The sequence below is a fragment of the Spirosoma taeanense genome (assembly GCF_013127955.1).
Lineage (GTDB): Bacteria > Bacteroidota > Bacteroidia > Cytophagales > Spirosomataceae > Spirosoma > Spirosoma taeanense.
Genome location: NZ_CP053435.1, coordinates 3,168,476 through 3,190,175, shown reverse-complemented (window position 1 = coordinate 3,190,175; position 21,700 = coordinate 3,168,476). Strand labels below are relative to the sequence as shown.

The window sequence follows — 21,700 nt, the reverse complement described above, 5'->3', positions numbered from 1 at the left end:
TGATTCTATGAACAAGTCCTGTTTGCTCATACCTTTCTTTTCTGTCGTTTTATTGCTGCCTGAAACGGACTGTCTGGGGCAGGTTTCCAAAGTGAAATCCGGGCGGGACACCGTAACGGTCGACCGCGATTACGCCCTGGAAGCGACCATGCTGGGCTATTTTTCGAAAGATGGTGCCCGTAACCCTGTCCTGAAAGCCAACAAAGGCGACCGGGTGCGTATCACCATTACTGATGGCGAGCAGATGACGCACGACATTGCCCTGGAAAAACTCGGACTGAAAAGCAAGACGCTTCAGGAAAAGGGAGCCCGAACGAGCATTACGTTTACCGCCGATAAAAGCGATACGTACTTCTGCACCGTGCCGGGGCACCGGGCGGCCGGTATGGTGGGCAGCTTTGAAGTGGTCGAGGGCGTTATTTCCAATGCGACGGTTGCCGGCCAACTACCCATGAAGAATGGTCAGCCGGTAAACCTGAATTTCGAAACGGGTAGCCTGAAGGACTGGACAGCGACCGGCGATGCGTTTACCAGCCCGCTTTTCTCACAGGATGATCCGTCGCCGGTTCACGAAAAAGACATGCACATCGGCTTTGAGGGGAAACATTTCCTGAGCAGCGGAGGCACGACCAATTACAAACTGACGGGCAGCTTAACCTCGGTACCGTTTGCCGTAACCCAGCCGTTTGCTGCATTTAACGTGTCGGGCGGGGCCTTGCAGGATACGCGGGTCGAACTGGTGCAGGCTGGAACCAACAAGGTTATTTTTCACAGCACCGGACAAGGCCGGGCTACCCTTCAGCCGGTCGTTGTCGATCTGCAGCCGTACCTGAATCAGGAAATTTTCATCCGGATCATTGATAACGAGACGGGGATTTCGCAGATTCCCTACATCCCCAATGACAAATGGGCGCACATCAACTTCGATGACTTTCGCTTTTACGCCACGCGCCCTACGTTCCCGAACGAACTGAAGCAAAAAGACATCATTATCCTGCCCCCGCTCGACCCCGTGCTCAATGCGGGCCTTTCGGGCATCAAAGCGGCCCAGGCGATGACCCCACCGAAGGGTTTTAAGATTACACTTGCAGCCGCTGAGCCGGATGTTATTCGCCCGATCTGTTTTACCATCGACTGGCGCGGTCGGCTCTGGGTGGTTGAAGGGCATACGTATCCCGTTCCGGCACCGGAAGGGCAGGGGCGCGACCGCATTCTTATTTTCGAAGATACCAACGGCGATGGTACGCTGGACAAACGTAAAGTTTTTGCGGAGGGTCTGAATCTCGTAAGCGGCATTGAGGTCGGCATGGGTGGCGTCTGGCTCGGTGCAGCCCCGTATCTGCTGTTCATCCCTGCCGATTTCAAAACCGATAAGCCGACCGGAGCGCCCCAGAAACTCCTCGACGGCTGGGGTACGCAGGATACTCACGAAACCCTGAATAGCTTACGTTGGGGACCGGATGGCTGGCTGTATGGCAACCACGGTGTATTTACCAATTCGAACGTCGGCAAACCGGGCGCTCCCGATTCGGAGCGGACCAGACTGAACGCGGGCGTCTGGCGGTATCACCCAACGACGCATCAGTTCGAGCTATTCGCCGAAGGCACCAGCAACCCCTGGGGACTTGATTTCAATGATTACGGCCATGCCTTCATTACGGCCTGCGTGATTCCGCACATGTACCACATGATCCAGGGGGGGCGCTACCAGCGGCAGGCCGGTAAGCATTTTAACCCCTATACCTACGATGACATCAAAACCCATGCCGACCACGTCCACTGGGTAGGCGAACGAGGGCCGCATGCCGGTAATTTCCGGTCGGCTTCGGCGGGTGGTGGGCATGCCCATTCGGGAGCGATGATCTACCTGGGTAATAGCTGGCCGCAGGAGTACCGTAATGATATTTTCATGAATAATATCAACGGGGCCAAGCTGAACCACGATCATCCGGTTCGGGAAGGGTCGGGCTACCTGGTGACGCACAAACCGGATTTCATGGCCATGAACGACTCCTGGTCGCAATGGCTGAATATGAAGTACGACCCCAGCGGCTCGGTATGGGCGATTGACTGGTACGATAAAAACCAGTGCCATAGCTCGAACCCGGACGTCCACGACAAAACGATGGGCCGGATTTTTAAGATCAGTCACGAGAATGACAAATGGACACCGGTAGATCTGGCCAACGCGTCGGATATGGAACTGGTGAACTACCACCTGAACCCGAATGAATGGTACGTGCGTCAGGCCCGGTTGCTGTTGCAGGAGCGCGGACCCAGCAAAAAGGTGCATAAAGCCCTGAAAGAAATCCTGGCGAAGAACCCGGATGCAACCCGCAAACTCCGCGCGCTCTGGACACTGCACGTAACGAAAGGACTCTCGGAAAAAGAACTGACCGACCTGCTGGCCAGCGACAATGAATACGTCAGAAGCTGGGCTATTCAACTGCTGGCCGAAGACAAAGCCGTTTCGCCGGAAACCCTGAAGCGGTTTGCCGCACTGGCCCAGACTGACAAGTCGGCGCTTGTCCGGATGTACCTGACGTCGGCCATGCTTCGACTGGAACCCGGCCAGCGGTGGGACGTCCTGGATGCACTCGTGCAGAAAGTTGAGGATAAAGACGACCATAATCTGCCCCTCATGCTCTGGTACGCCAGCGAGCCCCTGGCTACCATCGACATGAAACGGGCACTGGCCTTAGCACAGAAATCAAAAATGCCGAAGCACCTGCCCTACACTATCCAGCGTATCGCGGCCATTGGCACCGACGATGCTAAAAATCTGCTGAAAGAGCTGAACGAGCGGGTTGGCAAACGGGGACACTCGCCTGAGGATCATGACGTGCAGATGGCGCTGGCGAAGGCGCTGGGCGAGTAAGAGTCGGGACTAACCTTTAATGTGTCTGGTATGAACACACGAATAGATAAACAGGGCCGACGCGTTCTGAGCGGACTATTGCTTGTCTGTTGGATGACAAACGCCTACAGCCAGGCGAAACCGCTGTTTAAGATGCGTCAGCAGATGGCCGAGGGAACGGTGACGACCCCATCCAGTAAAACCGTTGTGCCTTCCAATGACTTCAAAAAGACAAAAATCACCGGCGATTTCATTTCGGAAGGCGTCGCCGTAGCTGATCTGAACAAAGATGGTAAACTGGATATCGTGGCGGGGTACTACTGGTTCGAAGCCCCCAACTGGACCCGACACGAAATGGCTCCGTCCCGCCTGTTCGATCCGCGAAAAGAGTATAGCAACTCGTTTTTGAACCTGGGAATGGATGTCAATCAGGACGGATGGGACGACGTCGTGGTGGTTGATTTTCCCGGCTTGCCTGGCTTCTGGTTTGAGAACCCCAAAAATCAGGCCGGCCAATGGAAAAAACACATCCTGGCCGATTCAGTAGGGATTGCCAATGAATCCCCGGGTTTTATTGACATTGATGGCGATGGGCGGCTGGATATTCTCTGCGGAGACAAGGCAAAAAAACAGATTGTCTGGTTGAAGGCGCCGTCGAAGCCCGGTGAGACCGAATGGAAACGCTTTGCGCTCAGTCAGGAGAACGTACCCGGAACGGAAATCTTTTCGCACGGCATCGGCTATGGAGACGTAAATAAGGATGGTTTTAACGATGTCGTGATTCGGGAAGGATGGTTTGAAGGAACTGCAGATAAAACTTCGGGGAACTGGGTGTTTCACCCGGCCAATCTGGGCGAGCCCTGTTCGCATATGCAGGTGCTGGACGTAAATGGTGACGGGAAAAACGACGTCGTGAGTGCATCAGCTCATGCGCTGGGCGTCTGGTGGCACGAGCAGGTGGCGGATGAGCAGGGTAAAATCGACTTTAAAACCCACCTGATGAGCAACACAACCGCCCAGACTCACTCGTCTATCATGGCCGATCTGAACGGCGACGGACAGAAGGATTATATTACTGGCAAGCGATTCCTGGCCCATCATGGCCGTGACCCCGGCGATAGCGAAGCGCCTATTCTGATGTGGTTTGAGTTTACGCCCGGTCAGGCGCCGTATTATAAAGAGCACGTCATTGACAATGATTCCGGCGCGGGATTGAACATTGTGGCGCAGGACATGAATGGCGATCGCAAGCCCGATGTCGTTGTAGCGAACAAAAACGGCGTTTATTTATTCGAAAACAGACTCAAAAGATAGAGGTGTTGGTTGAGAGCTAACGACGTAACTTACAGCTTCGGCTCAATCCACAGAGCTGTCAGGCAGGTTACGAATAACGTTAGCCAGACCCAGTTAGGAATCCGGGCTTCCGTCTGACGCGCTGCCTGTTTAGCGGTTGATGGATACCGGGAATGCGCCAGCAGGAACTGGCTGACCAACTGCCTTCCTGCCATTGGATCTTCTGCTGTGTTTGTCTCAACGTAAACCGCCAGCGAATCCTGAACGGACTGCCAGCCCGGCTGATTCGGCCGAAAGAAACCCTGCGCCGAGTGGTCGTTCAGGGGCGAGCGAACCAGTTTGACGGTGTCCTGGCCAACCTTTACAGTCGTTGGGGGCGTTGTCAGTGTGTTCACCCGGATGGTTGCCGGAAGTTTCCTGAACACCGGCGCATTGACGTAAACACCATTGCTGGCTGGCTGTAGCCTGGCTAAAACTGCCGTCCAGATGCGGTTATACGTAAGGCTGTCGCCACTAAGCGAGAGAGGAAACGTTTCGCTCAGCAGACTCATGCCCATGCGCCCGGCGGTTTGCTGAACGGCCACCGGATAGCCCGGCACCGAAAACTGATTCAGGCCATCGGCAAACTTATAGGGGAGCGCGTTCAGATTAGCGCTAATCGGAACCAGGGCTTCGTTTGAAATCTTCCGGACCTGCCAGCGGCTGCCCAGTGCCTGATTGACACGCCGGCTGTCGGCTTCCGGCTCGGTCAGATTGATGAACAATACGGCTTTCCCCTCCGTATAAGCTTTCCGAATAATCGAACTGGCAGCATTGGCTGGGTCGGTGATGAGCAGATCCGGCGTTTTCGCCGGGGCTTTTCCCGCTTTATTGATCTGAACCGTACTACTCAGGTTTTTGGAGAGCGTTGCCGATAACTCCACGGTATGTCCGTGTTTGCCGAGCCAGTCGGCTAGTGTTTTGCTCTCAAAATCAGGGCTATCCAGCAGGAATCGAACGGTGATGGGCGGGGTCGGGTGGGCCAAAAAACGGATTGTGTCGAGCACCGTCTGTCCCAGAACCAGTTCGACCTCGGTCCGCCCCTGCGCAAAAGCCGGGAACTGGAGTGCGAATGCGTTTGTCCCTTCGCGCAACCTGATGCTGTCCAGTCCTTGATTGCCGTAACGGATAGCCAGCATCTGCCTGCCAGTCGACTGAACACGGCCCGTTACGCGCTGCATCCCGCCAAGCGGCACGATTCCTTTCCAGTGAATAGTCTGTAGCTGATTGGGCTGGTCGTACGGTATCCATTGTACAGCCGCGCGGCTCAGGCGGGTGAGGGTTTCAACCGGAAAATCCTGCCCTACTAACGTAACGGAGTCGTAGGTAGCCTTGAAGGTTCGGGCGGTGAAGCGTTCCGGAATATGCAGGCTGTCGGCCAGGCTGCGGGCAACGGACGAAGGCACCTCGTCGCCCACGAGCAGCGCATGGGTCGCCGGATGCGGAGTTCGCCAGCTGATCTGCAAAAAATAGCCCGTCAGGATCAGCCAGAGCAGAACGTTCAGACCCGATCTTAACCACTTCCGGCCCTGTGGCAGCGATTGGCGTATCAGAAGCCAGATTTGCACGGCCAGCAGGATCACCAGGGCCAGTCCAATAAGCCAGTTTATCCAATCAGTTTGGTCAACGCCAAGCGTTATCATTCGTACTCGATTAATTCGGATTAGTTCATGTGCCGCCAGAAGGCTCGTTCCAGCGTTCGGTCGCTGCTATGCGCCGGACCTCGTTGTTCCGATGTCCCTGCCAAAGCGTATAGTTTGGTTTTGAGCCGGGTCTTCCCGGATTCAGAGAGCGGTTTGCCGCTGGCCAACTGTTGTAAGTCAGTCAGCACCAACCAGTTGGTAAGCCCACTGCTCAGTGTCCGGTTGGCCAGGGCGTTGCCGAGCTGCTGCACCCGGAACCGCTGCGACTGCGAAAGCTGCGGCAAATCAGCGTAGCCTAGCACCTCGCTCACCAGCTTCTGCAACTGCGGCTGGGTATAGATGCGCTCCTGCGTAAAGGCCGGGGTAACGTTCTTCAGCTCGCCGGTGAGCCGAAGTTCTTTTTCTTTGATCGGGGGCGGATCGAAGCCGGTTTTTCGGACATAGGAGCGGGCTTTCTGCTGGGATAGCTTCAGGTATTCTAGGGCTTTGTGCTCAAAGGGAAGTGCTTTTTCCGGCTCATACAATCGCAGATGGAGTTCCGACTGCCACATGTTTTCGAGCGCCATCTTGAGCAGCGACCGCGTCGACTGCTCATGAAAAGTGTTGACCTCGGCATCGTCATGCTGGTGGACGTACTGTTCCATCAAAGCCGCCAGTGGGTCTTTGTTTTCGTCGGCTCCACTGTTTCCATGATTGTGGTGATCGTGCTCCTCGGCATGCGTTTCGCGCTGAATGGGCGTATGCTCGCCTTCGCCCTTATCGTGGTCATGCATATAACCCGCCAGCAGATTGCCGTCCTCATCGTCGGGCAGAGCGTTGCCTCCGCCGATAGAGTTTTCAAACTCTTCGCCCAGAAACTGACCGTAACGCAGCCGCAGCGCTTTCTGGTCAAAGCCAATCTCGTTGGATGCGCTTTTGAACGGCTTGTCGGCTATCCGTTTCCGATTGGCGATCAATTTTTCCGTATCAATGATTATCTGCCGCTGGCTCCGGAAGTACTCGGGCATGACGTTGACCGCCATCGTTGCCAGTTCGCTTTCCTCCATCTTCGTCGTGTCTTTATATACCACGAAATAGGTGTCGGACTTCGTGAAGTTGGGCTCGGGCTGGCGGTTGTCGAAGGCGGCCCAGTAATAGTAGAGTTCATCGCCCGGTGCGAATTGCAGGGCGTTCAAATCAAGCGTTTTGGTGAGCCGGGCTTCGCGAAAATTAGCCCGGCTGAGCGGGATTCTGACCTCCCGAAACTTTACGTTCTCTCCCGAGCCCCGGGCTACCGTTGCCACAATAAATGCCCGCGCTACGCTGAAGTCGTCGGAGATTTTGGCTCCGATAGGCAGCGTCCTGGCATTTTTCAGATAATGAAACCGATATAACTCCTTGCTGTCCGGTTGGATTTTGGGCGCCAGATCGGGCTTCGCGTCGAGTCGGTAGAAGTCGGACTGATACACCAGCGAATCATGATTGGGCTGGTCGTGCCAGTAAGCCTTTATTGTATACAGACCCGCGTTTAATAATTTGTCCTGGTACGTAAAGGCCTCCCCTGACAGCCGAAAGGGCAGCTCCTGGCCCCGGTTGTTGGCCAGCTGAACCGACAACTGACGAGGATCGCTGAACTGCAGTCGCCACGTCAGCACAGACCCCACCAGCGCCGACGCGTTGAGATCGGTGGAGTGGGTTGCGGGCAGGTGTGTGTAGGCTGGAGGCTGAATATGCAGGCTAGCCGTCTGGAATCGGGGCGCAGCAGGCTTGCGCTCAGGTAATAATGCGGCCAGTCTACGCCGTTTTTCGGGGCTGGGTGAGTCGGTTTGCCGGATATAAGGATAGCTTACATAAACCCCCAGAGCGATCAGAAGGGGAGTGACATACCAACCTGCCTTTGCCCAGAGGACTGCTGTCGGCACCCGTACGTTACGGGCGCGTTCACTGAGCCGCTCCAACTGCAACTGTTCAGCTAGGTTCAGGTGCGCTTTTTCCAGCAGAGGTAAACTATACTCGACGTCGCCAACGGTCTGGTGAATTAGCTGAACAGCCTGCGGTTTTTTATTTTCGTATAATCTGGTTAACGCTGCGCCCACGATCAGGCCCGCCATCCCCATTAAGGCCGGCCAGAGAAACGTGTCGGCGAAGGTGGCCGTCAGCACGTAAGCCGCTACGCCCAGCAGAACGCAACGCAGCAACGCATTGGCGTAAAGTTGGTACGTAACCGTGGCGAGTAGCTTTCTAAGATCGTTCATGCGTTTTTAGTCAAAGCCAGCCAACGTTCGAGGACTATTAAACCAACGAACAGAAGGCCAAGAATGTGTTGAAAACGAGCTTGTTGGGCAGTATCATGTCGGGTCGTCGGCACGAACAGGGCCATTAATTCCTGCTGGCTGAGTATTCCATCGGTGGGCCGGATGGTATAATGACGTAACAACTGCTCCCCCAGCCACTCCGGTAACTGACCCGACTCGACCTGCTCAGAGGTTTGCGGGGTCAGCTGCTGGGGGGTAAAAACAAGGTTGTCAGCCGTTCGGGGCGGTTCCGTGCCGGATACTATATACAGCGTTTCGGGCCCAGGCCGCGCAGGTACCTGATCGGTCAGGACCCAGTCGTAGGACTGGTCGGGCTGCTGTTTATCGATAGTCGTGAGGTCAAGGCCGTATACATCCGATAGTGCAGCCAGCGCAGCCCGGACGGTTTGCCGCTCCCGTGCATCCTGGTAGTGAAGCAGCGCCCGGATCGGACCCGTATGGACGGGTGACGAGCGAAACCGTAATGTAGGATCGAGCGTAACCCCGCTTGTCAGTTTACCGGCTCGGTTGATAAACAGCTTTTTGTTATCTCGCACTGTCAAATAGACACCCAGTACGTTTGCCGAATCAGGCACGCTATGCAGCCGGAATCGGGCCGGAACTGTAATAGCCGGTACGTCGGCCAGGGTCTGGCAGTTCCGAACGTACAGATGCAGTTCGGTCTGGTCGGGCGGAAGCCGGTTGATGGCGTTTTGGAGCGTTAGGGGTGAATAGGGAGCTGGTTTTACGTTAGTCTGCGCAGCTGCATTCAGTTTGTCGCCTATCGGTTCCAGGGCGTCATTGGCCCAGTATAGCTGTTCACCGTTTCGTCGCGCTTTGTCCAACTCAAACCGGAAATTATCAGTAACGAACGCATTAGGTTCTACCAGGTGAATGCGTTGTATAGTCTGGGGTTTATTAAGCCAGTTGATCAGCGGCTGACTCAACATAAAAGCCAGCAGAACCAGGAGCAGACACCGTATAAGCAGCAAAAAAATGTTGTCAAGTCGCAGACCCCGGCTTTGCTGCTGATCTTTTTCTATAAGCCATTGGGTCGCTGCCCAGGGGAGGGGCTTCCCGCGCTTCTGGTGCCAGAAATGAATAGCCACCGGGATACCGACGGCCAATGCACCCCACAGCAAGAATGGCTCAGCAAACTGCATCTTAACTCAATAAAAACTGTTTTAAAACGAGGGCTATCGGCTCACTAAGCCGCGCCCGGATTAGCCGTACGTGCGGTATCCGCAGGTTCTCTTCCAGATAGGTCATGTAGGCGGCTGCCCGCTGCCGGATGGTATCCTGAACCGCGTCGGCCTGCAATTCGACCTCCTGCCCGGTTTCCAGATCCTGAAAGCGATAAAAGCCCTGCAGGTTGAAATCAAGCTCCTGATCGCCCAGAATCTGGAAAATGACGATCTCCCGGCGAGGGCCGGCTACGCTACGAATCAGACTTAACCACTCATCATCAATCTGCAGAAAGTCGGATGCGAGAATCAGCAGCTCACTCTGCTTACGGCTAAACTCCGGGAACGTAGCCTGCGAGCGGTCACCAGTAGTGGGTCGCCAGGGACCGGATGCCTGCGCCGTTTCGAGGGTGGCGACAAGTTTTTGAAACGCCTGCTTTCCGGCTGGCACCAGAGCCTGCAGCACACCCTGCTTAAGGCCGTATAGACTCAATTGATCGCCCTGTCGGTTGCTCAGGTAAGCCAGGGAGGCCAGCAGAATCTTGGCGTACCCCAACCGGCTAATGCCCGATTCGGCGTAATTCATCGAACCCGACAAATCGAGCAGCAGCCGGACAGTCTGGTTGCTTTCCGTCGCCGATTCGCGAACTAAATACTGGTCGGTTTTGGCGAACAGCTTCCAGTCAATTCGTTTCGGATCGTCGCCGGGGGCGTAATGCCGGAACTGCTCAAACTCCGTTCCTATCCCCGACCGTCGGCTGGTCTGGATGCCCAGCAACAGTTCATCGCTGACCAGTCTGCCAGCCAACTGCAGGTTATTGAGCTTGATGAGTTCGGAGGTGAGCATAGTTTCAAAAAAAGAGATGGGCAGCAATTAACCCTGAGGCTGACTGTTTAGCGGACGGCCGCCAGCAGTTCGGTAATGACCTTGTCGGTGGTAATAGTTTCGGCCTCTGCCCGGAAGTTGAGGGCAATACGGTGACGAAGAACCGGATACGCCAGCGTTTTGATGTCCTCCGGAATAACTGAAAACCGCTCGTTCAGCACCGCGCGGGCTTTGGCACAGAGCACCAGCGCCTGACCGGCGCGGGGACCGGCGCCCCATTCGCCCCACTGTTTCACGAAAGCCACCGGACTGTCGGCCGGGCGCGTGGCCCGAACGAGTCGGTTAATGTAACCGATTAGCTCGTCGCTGATGTGAACCTGCCGGGTCAGACTTTGCAGGTCGATGATATCCTGATCCGAAAGAACCGTTTGCAGTTCGGGCCGCGCGGTACCCGTGGTGCTGCGGAGGACTTCAAGCTCTTCGTGTTCAGAGGGATAGCTAAGCTTGATGTACAGCAGAAACCGGTCCAGCTGGGCTTCGGGCAGCGGGTACGTACCGGCCTGCTCGATGGGGTTCTGTGTTGCGATGATCAGGAACGGGCGGGGCAGGGCGTAGTCATTGCCGCCATACGTAACCTTGTATTCCTGCATGGCCTCAAGCATAGCCGCCTGGGTTTTGGGCGGAGTGCGGTTGATTTCGTCGGCCAGCACAACGTTGGCAAAAATGGGTCCCTGGTTGAAAACGAACACTTTATGCCCCGTTTCGTGGTCGTCTTCCAGAATCTCGGTGCCGACAATATCGCCGGGCATCAAGTCGGGCGTAAACTGAATGCGTTTAAAGCGCATGGCCAGCGCGTCGGCCATCGTCTTGACCATGAGCGTTTTGGCCAGCCCCGGTACGCCTTCGAGCAGGCAATGGCCACCCGCCAGGAGCGAAATCAACACCTCGCTGATGGCTTCCTGCTGCCCGATAATGACCTTGCCTATTTCCTGTCGTAGTTTCGGTAGCCGGGCTACCAGCGTTTTGTAATGTGTTAATTCCTGGGTTTCCAACAGTTCTATCCGGTTGTATTTCTAAACGCTAATGGCCGCTTCCTGGCTATGCCGTCAGAGCATACGTAACAATGTTGACGCCGAACTTTGTATTGTCCTCGGCCAGAAAGCGTTTGTTGCGAAAGTCGTAATCCCACTCGCAGCCGTAATCTTTGTTGCTGTATAAAACCCCAATGCGGCCGTTGACCCGTATCGCTTTGAGATAATCGTGGACCAGGTCATCGCCCCAGCCGTTCAGCTCGAACGAGGTGGTGGGTGGCCCTTCCTCAAACTTGAAAAAGCACGTATAAATCGGGTGGTTATTCGGGATTTTCTGCAAGGCTTTCGGCCCAAACGTACGGGCCATTTCCTGTTCGAACGATTTAGCGAACAGCCCGTCAATGTCGTGGTTGCAGTCATCCACGAACACAAATCCGCCGTTCTGTACGTAACGCCTGAAGTGATCCCGCTCCTGGGTCGAAAACTCAACCAGTTTGTGCCCGCTGAGGTAACAGAACGGACTTTTGAACAGATCCGGGCTGCTCAGCTGCACCACGCGCTCTTTCTGATCGACCGGAATTGTTGTGTATTCCACCAGCGAATGCAGCAGATTGGACGGCATCCGCTGGTCGGTGTCCCAGTCGCCGGAGGTGTACTGAATGCGGGTGAAAACAAATGGTTTCAAAATGAACGCTGAGACGTTGTTGATGAGAACTTTGGAATTAATAATTATCCCGAACGCCTGGAATACCGCCAAATTTATCAATCAGTTCGCCCGATAAAATGACTTCGCACTTGTCGGCCTTCGCTTCGGCTGTAGTTAAGATGACTGCCATTGTTCATGAAGTGGTTAGCAGAAGATGGGCGAAACGTCCCAAGAAACCGTCGGGACATTTCGCCTGCTCTTTAAATCTTCCGGGCCGTATTGATTACGTTGACGCCATTGAAGCGGGCCGTGGCACTGCCGTGCGACACTGCGCTCGACTGGGGTGGCTGACCTTTGCCATCATTGAAGGCACCACCCAGACGATAGTCACGCTCGTCGCAAACGGCCACACAGGAGTTCCAGAATTCGAGGGTATTGGCCTGATAGGCTACATCTTTCAACATGCCAACGATCTGGCCGTCCTTGATTTCGTAGAAGAGTTGTCCGCCAAACTGGAAGTTGTAGCGCTGCTGGTCGATGGAGAACGAACCGTCGCCAATGATATAGATGCCTTTCTTGACATCCTTGATCATATCCTGTACCGACAGGGGCGCTTTGCCGGCCGCCAGCGATACATTAGCCATCCGCTGGAACTGCACGGAGCTCCAGTTGTCCGCGTAGCAGCAACCCTGCGATTCATTTTCGCCGATGATGTGAACCTGGTCGCGAATGGCCTGGTAGTTGACCAGAACCCCGTCTTTCACCAAGTCCCACTGCTTCGTCTTAACGCCTTCATCGTCCCAGCCAACGGCCCCAAGCGAACCAACCTGCGTTTTGTCGGCTACTAAATTTACCTGTTTGCTGCCGTAGTTGAAGTTTTTCGACTTCCACTTATCGAGGGTAGCGAACGACGTACCGGCGTAGTTGGCTTCGTAGCCCAGCACACGGTCGAGTTCCAGCGGGTGCCCGACGGATTCGTGGATGGTCAGCCACAGGTGCGACGGGTCCAGCACCAGATCGTATTTACCCGCTTCGACCGACTTGGCCGACAGTTTTTCTTTAGCCTGTTTGGCCGCAGCGGTAATATCTTCCAGCATATCGTACCCTTTGTTGTAGCGGGTCGTTACGCCGGTAACTTTATCGCCTGGATTGACCTGCAAATAATCGTAGCCCATGCCCATGGGCGCGCTCAGCGAGTTGCGGGTAGCAAATCGCCCGTTCTGCGGATCAACAGCCGTTACCGTAAAGCTCGGTCCAATGCGGTGAATATCCTGATCGGCATAGGTCCCATCCGTAGAAGCAAAGTATTTCTGTTCGTTCACCTGAAACAGGACGTTGTTCACGAAGTTGGCACCGTTCTGCATGGCCGCAGCGTTGCACGATAGCAGCAAATCTACCTTTTCTTTAATGGGCACTTCAAAGGCATTGCGCTTGATGGGCGCTTTCCAGCTCACCTCGCCGTAACCCTTCTGCGGAGCCAGTTGCACCGGTTCGGTTAACAGCCGGGCATTGGCTTTGGCAATCGCTACAGCTTTCCCGGCAGCTTTCGCCACAACGGACTCATCGCGGGCATCACCCACAGCGGCAAAACCCCAGCAACCGTTCGCAATTACGCGGACGCCAACGCCGTAAGATTCGGAGTTGATGATTCCCTGCACCTTGTTTTCGCGGGTAAGCACAAACTGGTTCAGGTAGCGGCCAATGCGCACATCGGCGTAGGTCGCCCCGAGGCTTTTCGCCGTGTTCAGAGCTGCGTCGGCCAGCCGTTTCTTGATAGCGACGTCAAGGCCGGGTTCGAGTAGCACTTCCGGCGCAACAGTACGGGAAAACGCAGGCAGGGAGGGGAGCATCAGCCCGGCGGCTCCCATGCCTAAAAGTTGATTAAAATCTCGGCGGTTCATAGTTAGTGACGAGGCATTTACGTTACGCCGTTGACTGCGCTGTCAGGCGTGAACATTCACTGGCCAACAACGAATGAAGACAAATGATAGCGCAGCCAATGACAATGAATGACTGATTAAACAGCGTCCGACAGGCTCGTAAACGTAAAGTCCCGAATCTTGAGCGGGGGGACCAGATTGCCCCCTATACGAACCGGTCGGCCCAACGCTTCCAGGTTGTTGAGCATGATGATGGGGCTCTCGTTGAAGCGAAAGTTCTTGACCGGAAACTTGATCTGCCCGTTCTCGATATAGAACGTCCCGTCGCGGGTCAGTCCCGTGTAGAGGAGCGTTTGCGGATCAACCGGGCGGATATACCAGAAACGCGTCACCAGAATCCCTTTTTCCGTACTCTTGATCATATCGGCAATTGACTGCGTACCGCCTTCCATGATGAAGCTGCTCGGGGCCGGAATCGCCTTAACGCCTTTTTTCTCGGCCCAGTAGCGCGAGTAAGGCATATTCTTGACCACGCCTTTGTCGATCCAGACGACCTTTTCCTGCGGCCGGCCGTCGCCACTGAAGCCACTCGTGGGGATTTCGGGGTTCGTCGGGTCCGAATAGATGGTTACCCGCTCATCAACCAGTTTCTCTCCCAGGCGGGTTCCTCCGCCTTTCTTGCTCAGGAAGCTGCGGCCTTCGTCGGCATTACGGGCGTCCATAGCGCGTACCATAGCCGCCAGCAGCGATGCATCCGTGTTGGACACCAGCGCGGCCGGTTCGAGAATGACCGTGTACTTGCCCGGTTCGAGTGCCCGTGCGTTGACTGAGGCCATTGCCTTCTGCATGGCAATCTCCGTTACGTCGTGGGTGTTTAGTTTCGATACGTCGGTGACGTCGCGGGTGGCGTATCCCGATCCCAGGCCATCGGCGGTCCGAACGGTGATGGAAAAATTAACGTCGGTATTCTGGTTGTAGCCGAACAGACCTTTGCTGTTGCCAATCGCCGTAAAGCCCGAGTTATCTTCCATATAACCGGCGGCCGTCAGGTTCTTCTGCCGACAGGGATTGATGCTGTCGAACGCGGCATTGGCGCGAAAGGCTGGATCCATCGCGGCCGTTTTAGCCGAATAGGTATTGGTTGGCAGATACGTCTGCGGTCCCAGCAAGGGCATATATTCCGGGTTCTCTGGAGCCAGCCGGGCGATCTCCTCGGCCCGACGAACGGCTTTTTCGAGCGACGTATCGTCGAACTCATTGACGGTCGACGTGCCGGAGCGTTTGCCGAATACCGCCGTTACGGACAGCGACTGGTTGTCGGATTCCCCACTGGTGGAAACCGAGTTGCGGGCGTACCGGATGTTGCCGGTGCGGCCACCCGACAGATTGATACTTGTCTCGTCGGCTTTTGAGTACGCCAGAACTTTATCGATAATTCGTTTGGCTTCTTCTTTGGTTAGCATATTGTGAAGGATTGTTCCGTAGCTCCCGGCTACGGAATGGCTCAGATTTTACGTCCGGTATTGATTACATTCACGCCATTGAAGCGCGTGGTAGCACTGCCGTGCGACACCGCGCTGACCTGCGAGGGCTGGCCCTTGCCATCAAAGAACGAGCCGAAGGTGCGGTAATCGTCTTTGTCGCAGAGCTGCGCGCAGGAGTTCCAGAATTCCTGGGTGTTTGATTGATAGGCTACGTCGTCGAGCATGCCGATGATCTCGCCGTTCTTGATTTCGTAAAACAACTGTCCGCCAAACTGGAAGTTATAGCGCTGCTGATCGATGGAATACGACCCCCGGCCAATGATGTAGATGCCTTTATCGACCCCTTTGATCATGTCGGACACCGAGCGTTTTTCGGTACCTGCCTTGAGCGATACGTTTGGCATTCGCTGGAACTGCACGGAACTCCAGTGGTCGGCGTAGCAGCAGCCGTTGGATTCGTTCTCGCCTAGAATAGCCACCTGATCGCGGATAGCCTGGTAGTTAACCAGAACCCCGTCTTTAATAAGGTCCCATTCTTTGCTCGGCACGCCCTCGTCGTCGTACCCGACTTTGCCCAGCGTATTAGGCTGGATTTTATCGGCCACAATATTGACGAGTTTGCTGCCGTAGTTGAATGACTTGGTTTTCCACTTATCGAGGGTGGCAAAGGAGGTTCCGGCGTAGTTGGCTTCATAGCCCAGCACGCGGTCGAGTTCGAGCGGGTGCCCGACGGATTCGTGGATGGTAAGGCCGAGGTGGTTGGGGTCCAGTACCAGGTCGTACTTGCCGGGCTGCACGGTTTTGGCCGTAATCTTCTCTTTTACCTGTTTGGCGGCCAGCGTCGCATCTTCGACCATGTTGTAGGAATTGCGATAACCGACCAGACCGTTTGGGGCCGCAATTTTTTCGGAGGCCAGGCCGTCCAGATACTCATAGCCCATGCCCATCGGCGAGCTAAGCGCGTCGCGGGTTTTGAACTTGCCCGTTGTCCGGTCAATGGCCGATACGGTAAACGTCGGCCAGACCCGATGAATATCCTGATCGATATACGACCCGTCGGTTGAGGCAAAGTACTTCTGCTCGTTGATGAAGAACAGGTTGGACGTAACGAAGGCCGCGCCGGTTTTCAGGGCCGCGCCGTTTACGTTCATCAGCAGGTCAACTTTCTGCTGAATTGGAATCTCGAACGCGTTCTTTTTGATAGGCGTTTTCCAGCTTACTTCGCCAACCCCTTTTTGTGGTGCCAGCTGCACGGGTTCCTTCTGCAGTTTGGCATTGGATTTGGCAATCGCCACGGCGGTTTCGGCGCATTTGGCAATGGCCTCGGGCGTTACGTTGCTTGTGGCGGCAAAACCCCAGGTTCCGTTGGCAATAACCCGGATACCGATGCCGTAGGACTCGGCGTTGACCACATTCTGAACTTTTGTTTCGCGGGTAAACAGGTACTGTTGCAAATAACGGCCAAGGCGAACGTCGGTGTATGTAGCGCCTTTGCTTTTAGCTGCGTTCAGGGCAATATCGGCCAGCCGTTTTTTTGTGGCGACGTCGATGCCCGGCTCGAGCAGGTGTTCCAACGGGACTGCGTTGCCCATAACCGGTATTGACGCGCCCATGAGCGCACCAATGCCTAAGCCAGACAACTGAATAAAATCACGTCTCTTCATTGATTTGATTTACAGATAAAAAGCAGTTATTCGTTGATGATTGGATTGCTTCTCGCAGAAGAAGAAACGCGAATATGGTTAAAAAAGCCAAATAGAGCAGCATTGACCGTGCCTTTTGTGATGAACGGTAAGCCGCAAAACAGGGAAATGCGAAATAAAATTTTGTAAGTAAAACAAACCGGGCGACTGATTAACGGCAAAGAAACTAAGGCGTACTAACCGATGACAACCTACGAACGACAGATGGAAGAGTTTATTCAGGATGTGCTGATCAGCATCCACGCCAACATTCGAGATCTGGAAGAGAAGAAGAGTTTTGCCGATCCGGAGGAGCAGGATTATATCGACGGGCGACTATTCAGCTATATCGAGATGCTGGCCATTCTACGGGCGTCGGCCGGAGATGCGGGCATTGATCCGAAATCCATTGGCTTGTGAACCCAACCCGGCATCCGACTTTGGGTATAGCGCTAAAAAAATCACCTTCCGCAACCCGGAGCCGGTACGGAAGGTGAGAACGTAAACCGTTATTTCTTGGCTTTCTTAGCTTTCCCCTCGTTGGCGGGGGCCGCTTCTTTCCTGGTAGTCCCCGCTTTTACGGCCTTCGTGGGTTTTGCCTCCTTTTCAGCCTTGGGCTCTTCTTTGCTAACCTTCGCGTCTTTCTCGACTTTCGATGCTTTTGCCGGAGCCTGGACTTGACCCTGACCCGTTATTGAGCCGCGTACAAACGTTCCCCAAGTCAGGTTGTCTTTGCCCGTTTGTGCCTTTCTGGCCCGCTCGATAGCCATATTGGCAGCTGCCTCCACAACCCACTCAAAATTCGCCTGACCTACCGAATGAATGTCGGCATCGGGAGCGGGGTTGCAGAAGTCAATGGCAATCGGAATGCCATCGCGCACGGCAAACTCCACTGTGTTAAAGTCATAACCGAGCCCCTGATTGAGTTTCAGGATATAATCGGTCATGGTTTCCATCAGCTTCCTGCCGGCGTCGCCGGTAGTTTTCATCTCGGCGGCATAGCGCAGGTGATGCGGGTTGCGGGGCTCGTAGGGCATGATCCGTACGTCCTTGCCGCCGATGCAGTAGCACCGGAAGTAATCCTGAAAATCTATGGCTTCCTGATAAAGCATGACAAGCTGCCCCGTCTCATCATACGCCCGGAACATCTGTTCGGGATTGTCGACTTTATAGACGCTTTTCCAGCCGCCCCCGGCATGGGGTTTCATGAATGCCGGAAAGCCGATGTGGTTGAAAATGGCGTCCCAGTTCATATGCTGCAGATTGCGGAAGGAGTTGTGGTTGGTGTCGTCTGGACGTTCTTTGGAGGGCAGCAGAATGGTTTTAGGAACCGGCACGCCCAGCTGCACGGCCAGCGCGTTGTTGAAAAACTTCTCGTCGGCGCTCCACCAGAATGGGTTGTTGATCACGGCCGTACCCGTCAGGGCTGCGTTCTTGAGAAAGGCTTTGTAGAACGGAACGTCCTGCGAAATCCGGTCGATAATGACGGCATAGTCCGTCGGAACACTCTGCTCGACCCGATCGATGCTCACGAACTCGGCCGGGAACTCGCTCTGCTTTTCATTAACGCGATCGACAAACGCCTGCGGGAATGTATTTTCCTGTCCAAAAAGAATACCTATCTTACGTTGATTGCTCATAATGAATTGGTTAACGTTAAGTTGATTGGATGTCGGTGCAACTAGAGGACAATCTGGCCATTACTCGCTGCCAATTGGCCGGACAAACCTATAAATAAGGAACAGCTCTGTTCAGGCGTGTTAAACTTTTAGGAGAATGAGACCATGAGAAAAGCCCCCGGCTAGCAGTGGAGGATTATAGTTTCATACCCCCTTTGATTTCTTACTGGCCATACGAACAAAAGACGCACTCGACCGGGGCTCATCTACGGTGACAAGCGCCTGGAATTTCGTTTCAATGGCCTCAGAGATCAGATCGATATACAGATTGATCACCTCTTTGTTACCCGGTTTATTCATTCTCCGCTCATCCGTTAGCTGAGACGTGTAATACTGACGTAATGACTCAAGATCGGCAAATGATAATTTTTCGAGCTTGTCCATGAGTTGTAAGACTTGTTTCGGGCGAGTTAGCTAGTTACGGTAAACAGAGCACAACCCTGATTTGTCCTGCAGCCGGTTATGATCGGCCGGTTTTCAGTACAACAATGTTTTCGGAAGATGTTCTACGTAAGCCGGATAATCTTCGGGAAAATCAATCCGGCATCCTCCGTCAGATCATACTCAGATACGTCGGAAACTGCTGTTTCCAGACCGGCCAGTCATGATCGCCCCAGGGCATTACGTCGAGCCGGTGCCGAATGCCCTTGCGGTTCAGAATCTCCGACATCTGGTAGTTACTGCCTTTGCAGAAATCGTATTCCGAAGTGCCCAGCACAATATTCATGCGGTAGAAATCGTCATTGTGCGCATTCGGCATGAAGTCGGGCGGGTTATTGAAATAAACGTTCTCGTCGTAATATCCCCCCAGAAACGACCGGATGTTGAAGGCTGCGCCCATAGTCAGCAGATGCCCCACCTGTTCGGGATGCCGAAAGGCGAAGTTGAGCGCATAATAGCCGCCGAAGGACGCGCCCGCCACGCCAATCTTCTGTACGTTGCACTCGCGCTGAATGCCGGGCACCAGTTCTTCGTGCAGAAACCGATCATACAGGACATGATTCCAGATACGGGTGCCGGGGTGCAGGTGTTTGGCGTACCAGCTATCACGATCAATGCTGTCAATGCAATACAGTTTGACCTTACCCGTCTCGACAAACCAGCGGACGGTCTCGATCATGCTGAAATCTTTATACTGATAGTAACGGCCCATTGACGTTGGAAACAGAACGACCGGGTAGCCCCAGTTGCCATAAACCAGCATTTCAATGTCGCGGCCGAGGTGGTGTGAGTACCACCTGCGATAGTCTTCCTGCAAAATGGTGTCTGGTTAGAGTAACGTTGAAAATTCGGCTGAAAATAGAGGAATTCACACGTAACGGCAAAAGGGGCGGGGCAATGAGCCGAAAAAATTAGCTACTTTGCATCTTGTGATTTATCTATTGTTGATCTGTTTTGCGCTTATGGCTGAAAATTCTCCGGCCTTGATTGGCGTCGGCCACTCGACTGTAACGGTCCGGCGCGACGATTCGCTGTATTCCGTTCCACTAAAGCGAACGGTTCATTTAGACGTTGTTCTGCCTCCGGACTACGATACTTCCACCACCCGGTATCCGGTTCTGTATTTGAATGACGGGCAGGATTTGCCCCGCCTGCACATGCGGGCCGTGCTTGACTCCCTCTATCGCGAACGGGCGATTAAACCGTTTGTGCTGGTGGCTATTCACGCTGGCGACCGGATTCAGGAGTATGGCACGGCCGCCCGCGCCGACTATATGCACCGCGGCAGCAAGGCCGGACTCTATACCGATTTTGTCCTGACGGAACTGCTGCCTTACGTCAGCAAACACTACCGCGTCAGTACTGATCCGGCGCAGTCGGTTTTTGCCGGTTTTTCGCTCGGCGGGCTGTCGGCCTTTGATCTGGTCTTTCATCATCCCGAGCACTTCAGCCGGGCAGGCGTCTTCTCCGGCTCGTTCTGGTGGCGCAGCAAAAGTACCGAGGACGGTTACCGCGACGAAACCGACCGGATCATGCACGATCTGGTTCGGAAGGGTTCGCATCATGAGTCGCTTCGGTTCTGGTTCGAAGCCGGCACCGAAGATGAAACCAGTGACCGTAACAATAACGGAATCATTGACGCCATTGACGATACCACCGATCTGATTGACGAGCTGGTTCGGAAAGGCTACGCCCGCGAAACGGCAATCCGGTACGTAGAAGTGGTTGGCGGCAAGCATAACCAGGAAACGTGGAGCGCCGTCATGCCGGACTTCCTGACCTGGGCCTTTGGTCATCCATAAGGAGGAAAGCCGCCGGAAACGCTTTATTGCCTATGCAAATGAAACTTTCTCTGTTTACGTCGCTGGGCCTGGCGATTTTGCTGGCCTGCAAAGCAGATCCGATCTCGCTGGTTACCCAGACCCCCGTAAGCGTTACGTCTCCGGTCAGTTCGACAGCCGCGCCAGCCAGCCGCAAGCTCGTCTGGGCCGATGAATTTGACAGAAACGGTCTGCCCGATTCAACCAGGTGGGGCTATGAAGTGGGCGGCAGCGGCTGGGGCAATAACGAGTTGCAGTTTTACACCAACCGTCGGCCCGATAATGCCCGGGTTGAAAACGGCAAACTCATCATTGAAGCCCGTAAAGAAGCCTATCAGGGTAAGAACTATACGTCGGCCCGGCTCCTGACCCGTAACAAAGCTACCTGGATGTATGGCCGCGTTGAGGCCATGGCCAAGCTACCCGCCGGGCGCGGTACCTGGCCGGCCGTCTGGATGCTGGGGAAGAACGTTTCGAGTGCTGGCTGGCCTAAAGGTGGCGAAATTGACATCATGGAACACGTTGGCTACGATGAGGGCGCTGTGCACGGAACCATCCATACGGAGGCTTACAACCACGTGAAGGGAACGCAGAAAGGCCAGACCATCCTGGTTAAGGACGCAACGAGCGCCTTTCATCTTTACGCGATCGAGTGGACGCCCGACCAGATCGATTTTTTTGTGGATGATACCAAATACTATACGGTACAACGATCGGTGCTGGGCAGTTCAGAAGCGCAGTGGCCGTTTGCGCAGCCGTTCTACCTGATACTGAACCTGGCCGTCGGCGGAAACTGGGGTGGACAGAAAGGCGTGGACGAAACCATCTGGCCACGCCGGATGGAGGTGGATTACGTTCGGGTGTACCAGTAGTTCTGGATTGATTTCCGGCTAAGCGCCCGGCAGCATCCAATGCTGCCGGG

General features: G+C 54.7%; 17 protein-coding genes. 5 read left to right on the top strand and 12 right to left on the bottom strand.

All coding sequences use genetic code 11. The features are described 5' to 3' along the window. The first annotated feature begins 7 nt into the window (after positions 1 to 7). A complete protein-coding gene (locus HNV11_RS13370) occupies positions 8 to 2,878 on the top strand; it encodes a PVC-type heme-binding CxxCH protein (protein WP_171740139.1) in 2,871 nt (956 codons plus the stop codon). 93 nt (positions 2,879 to 2,971) lie between these two features. Then, positions 2,972 to 4,171, top strand: coding sequence for an FG-GAP repeat domain-containing protein (locus HNV11_RS13365; protein WP_171742175.1), 1,200 nt, complete (start codon positions 2,972 to 2,974; stop codon positions 4,169 to 4,171). A gap of 29 nt (positions 4,172 to 4,200) precedes the next feature. Here HNV11_RS13365 and HNV11_RS13360 read toward each other — a convergent pair whose 3' ends face one another. The 9 genes from HNV11_RS13360 to HNV11_RS13320 form a co-directional block, all read right to left on the bottom strand. Then, a complete protein-coding gene (locus HNV11_RS13360) occupies positions 4,201 to 5,832 on the bottom strand; it encodes a hypothetical protein (RefSeq protein WP_171740138.1) in 1,632 nt (543 codons plus the stop codon). Between the two features lie 20 nt (positions 5,833 to 5,852). Next, positions 5,853 to 8,066, bottom strand: a complete 2,214-nt coding sequence (locus HNV11_RS13355; RefSeq protein WP_171740137.1) for a hypothetical protein — start codon at positions 8,064 to 8,066, stop codon at positions 5,853 to 5,855. Further along, positions 8,063 to 9,268, bottom strand: a complete 1,206-nt coding sequence (locus tag HNV11_RS13350; protein WP_171740136.1) for a BatA domain-containing protein — start codon at positions 9,266 to 9,268, stop codon at positions 8,063 to 8,065. The genes HNV11_RS13355 and HNV11_RS13350 overlap by 4 nt, the downstream gene beginning before the upstream one ends. A gap of 1 nt (position 9,269) precedes the next feature. After that, the gene (locus tag HNV11_RS13345) at positions 9,270 to 10,136 is read right to left on the bottom strand and encodes a DUF58 domain-containing protein (protein ID WP_171740135.1); all 867 of its coding nucleotides are present in this window, start codon (positions 10,134 to 10,136) and stop codon (positions 9,270 to 9,272) included. A gap of 47 nt (positions 10,137 to 10,183) precedes the next feature. Beyond that, positions 10,184 to 11,167: an AAA family ATPase gene (locus HNV11_RS13340; protein WP_171740134.1), complete on the bottom strand. Its 984-nt coding sequence runs from the start codon at positions 11,165 to 11,167 to the stop codon at positions 10,184 to 10,186. Between the two features lie 46 nt (positions 11,168 to 11,213). Continuing rightward, a complete protein-coding gene (locus tag HNV11_RS13335) occupies positions 11,214 to 11,831 on the bottom strand; it encodes a DUF4159 domain-containing protein (protein ID WP_171740133.1) in 618 nt (205 codons plus the stop codon). A gap of 221 nt (positions 11,832 to 12,052) precedes the next feature. Further along, the gene (locus HNV11_RS13330; protein ID WP_171740132.1) at positions 12,053 to 13,693 is read right to left on the bottom strand and encodes a TldD/PmbA family protein; all 1,641 of its coding nucleotides are present in this window, start codon (positions 13,691 to 13,693) and stop codon (positions 12,053 to 12,055) included. A 116-nt stretch (positions 13,694 to 13,809) separates the two neighbouring features. Then, on the bottom strand, positions 13,810 to 15,135 hold the full coding sequence (locus HNV11_RS13325; RefSeq protein ID WP_171740131.1) for a TldD/PmbA family protein: 1,326 nt from the start codon (positions 15,133 to 15,135) through the stop codon (positions 13,810 to 13,812). Positions 15,136 to 15,176: 41 nt separating this feature from the next. Further along, complete coding sequence (locus tag HNV11_RS13320) at positions 15,177 to 16,820, bottom strand: TldD/PmbA family protein (protein ID WP_171740130.1); 1,644 nt, start codon at positions 16,818 to 16,820, stop codon at positions 15,177 to 15,179. A gap of 222 nt (positions 16,821 to 17,042) precedes the next feature. On the opposite strand from HNV11_RS13320, the gene HNV11_RS13315 reads away from it, so the two are divergent. Further along, positions 17,043 to 17,258 (top strand): hypothetical protein, encoded by a 216-nt coding sequence (locus HNV11_RS13315; protein ID WP_171740129.1) that lies wholly within the window; start codon positions 17,043 to 17,045, stop codon positions 17,256 to 17,258. 89 nt (positions 17,259 to 17,347) lie between these two features. On the opposite strand, the gene HNV11_RS13310 is transcribed toward HNV11_RS13315, so the two are convergent. From HNV11_RS13310 to HNV11_RS13300, 3 genes are all read right to left on the bottom strand, one after another. Then, positions 17,348 to 18,478, bottom strand: a complete 1,131-nt coding sequence (locus HNV11_RS13310; protein ID WP_240163419.1) for an ATP-grasp domain-containing protein — start codon at positions 18,476 to 18,478, stop codon at positions 17,348 to 17,350. Positions 18,479 to 18,661: 183 nt separating this feature from the next. Beyond that, complete coding sequence (locus tag HNV11_RS13305; RefSeq protein ID WP_171740128.1) at positions 18,662 to 18,901, bottom strand: hypothetical protein; 240 nt, start codon at positions 18,899 to 18,901, stop codon at positions 18,662 to 18,664. 169 nt (positions 18,902 to 19,070) lie between these two features. After that, the gene (locus HNV11_RS13300) at positions 19,071 to 19,775 is read right to left on the bottom strand and encodes an esterase family protein (RefSeq protein ID WP_171740127.1); all 705 of its coding nucleotides are present in this window, start codon (positions 19,773 to 19,775) and stop codon (positions 19,071 to 19,073) included. A gap of 145 nt (positions 19,776 to 19,920) precedes the next feature. On the opposite strand from HNV11_RS13300, the gene HNV11_RS13295 reads away from it, so the two are divergent. Beyond that, positions 19,921 to 20,760 carry an alpha/beta hydrolase gene (locus HNV11_RS13295; protein ID WP_171740126.1) on the top strand — a complete coding sequence of 280 codons (840 nt, stop codon included), beginning with the start codon at positions 19,921 to 19,923 and terminating at the stop codon, positions 20,758 to 20,760. A gap of 32 nt (positions 20,761 to 20,792) precedes the next feature. Further along, positions 20,793 to 21,650 carry a glycoside hydrolase family 16 protein gene (locus HNV11_RS13290; protein ID WP_205402732.1) on the top strand — a complete coding sequence of 286 codons (858 nt, stop codon included), beginning with the start codon at positions 20,793 to 20,795 and terminating at the stop codon, positions 21,648 to 21,650. Positions 21,651 to 21,700: the final 50 nt, after the last annotated feature.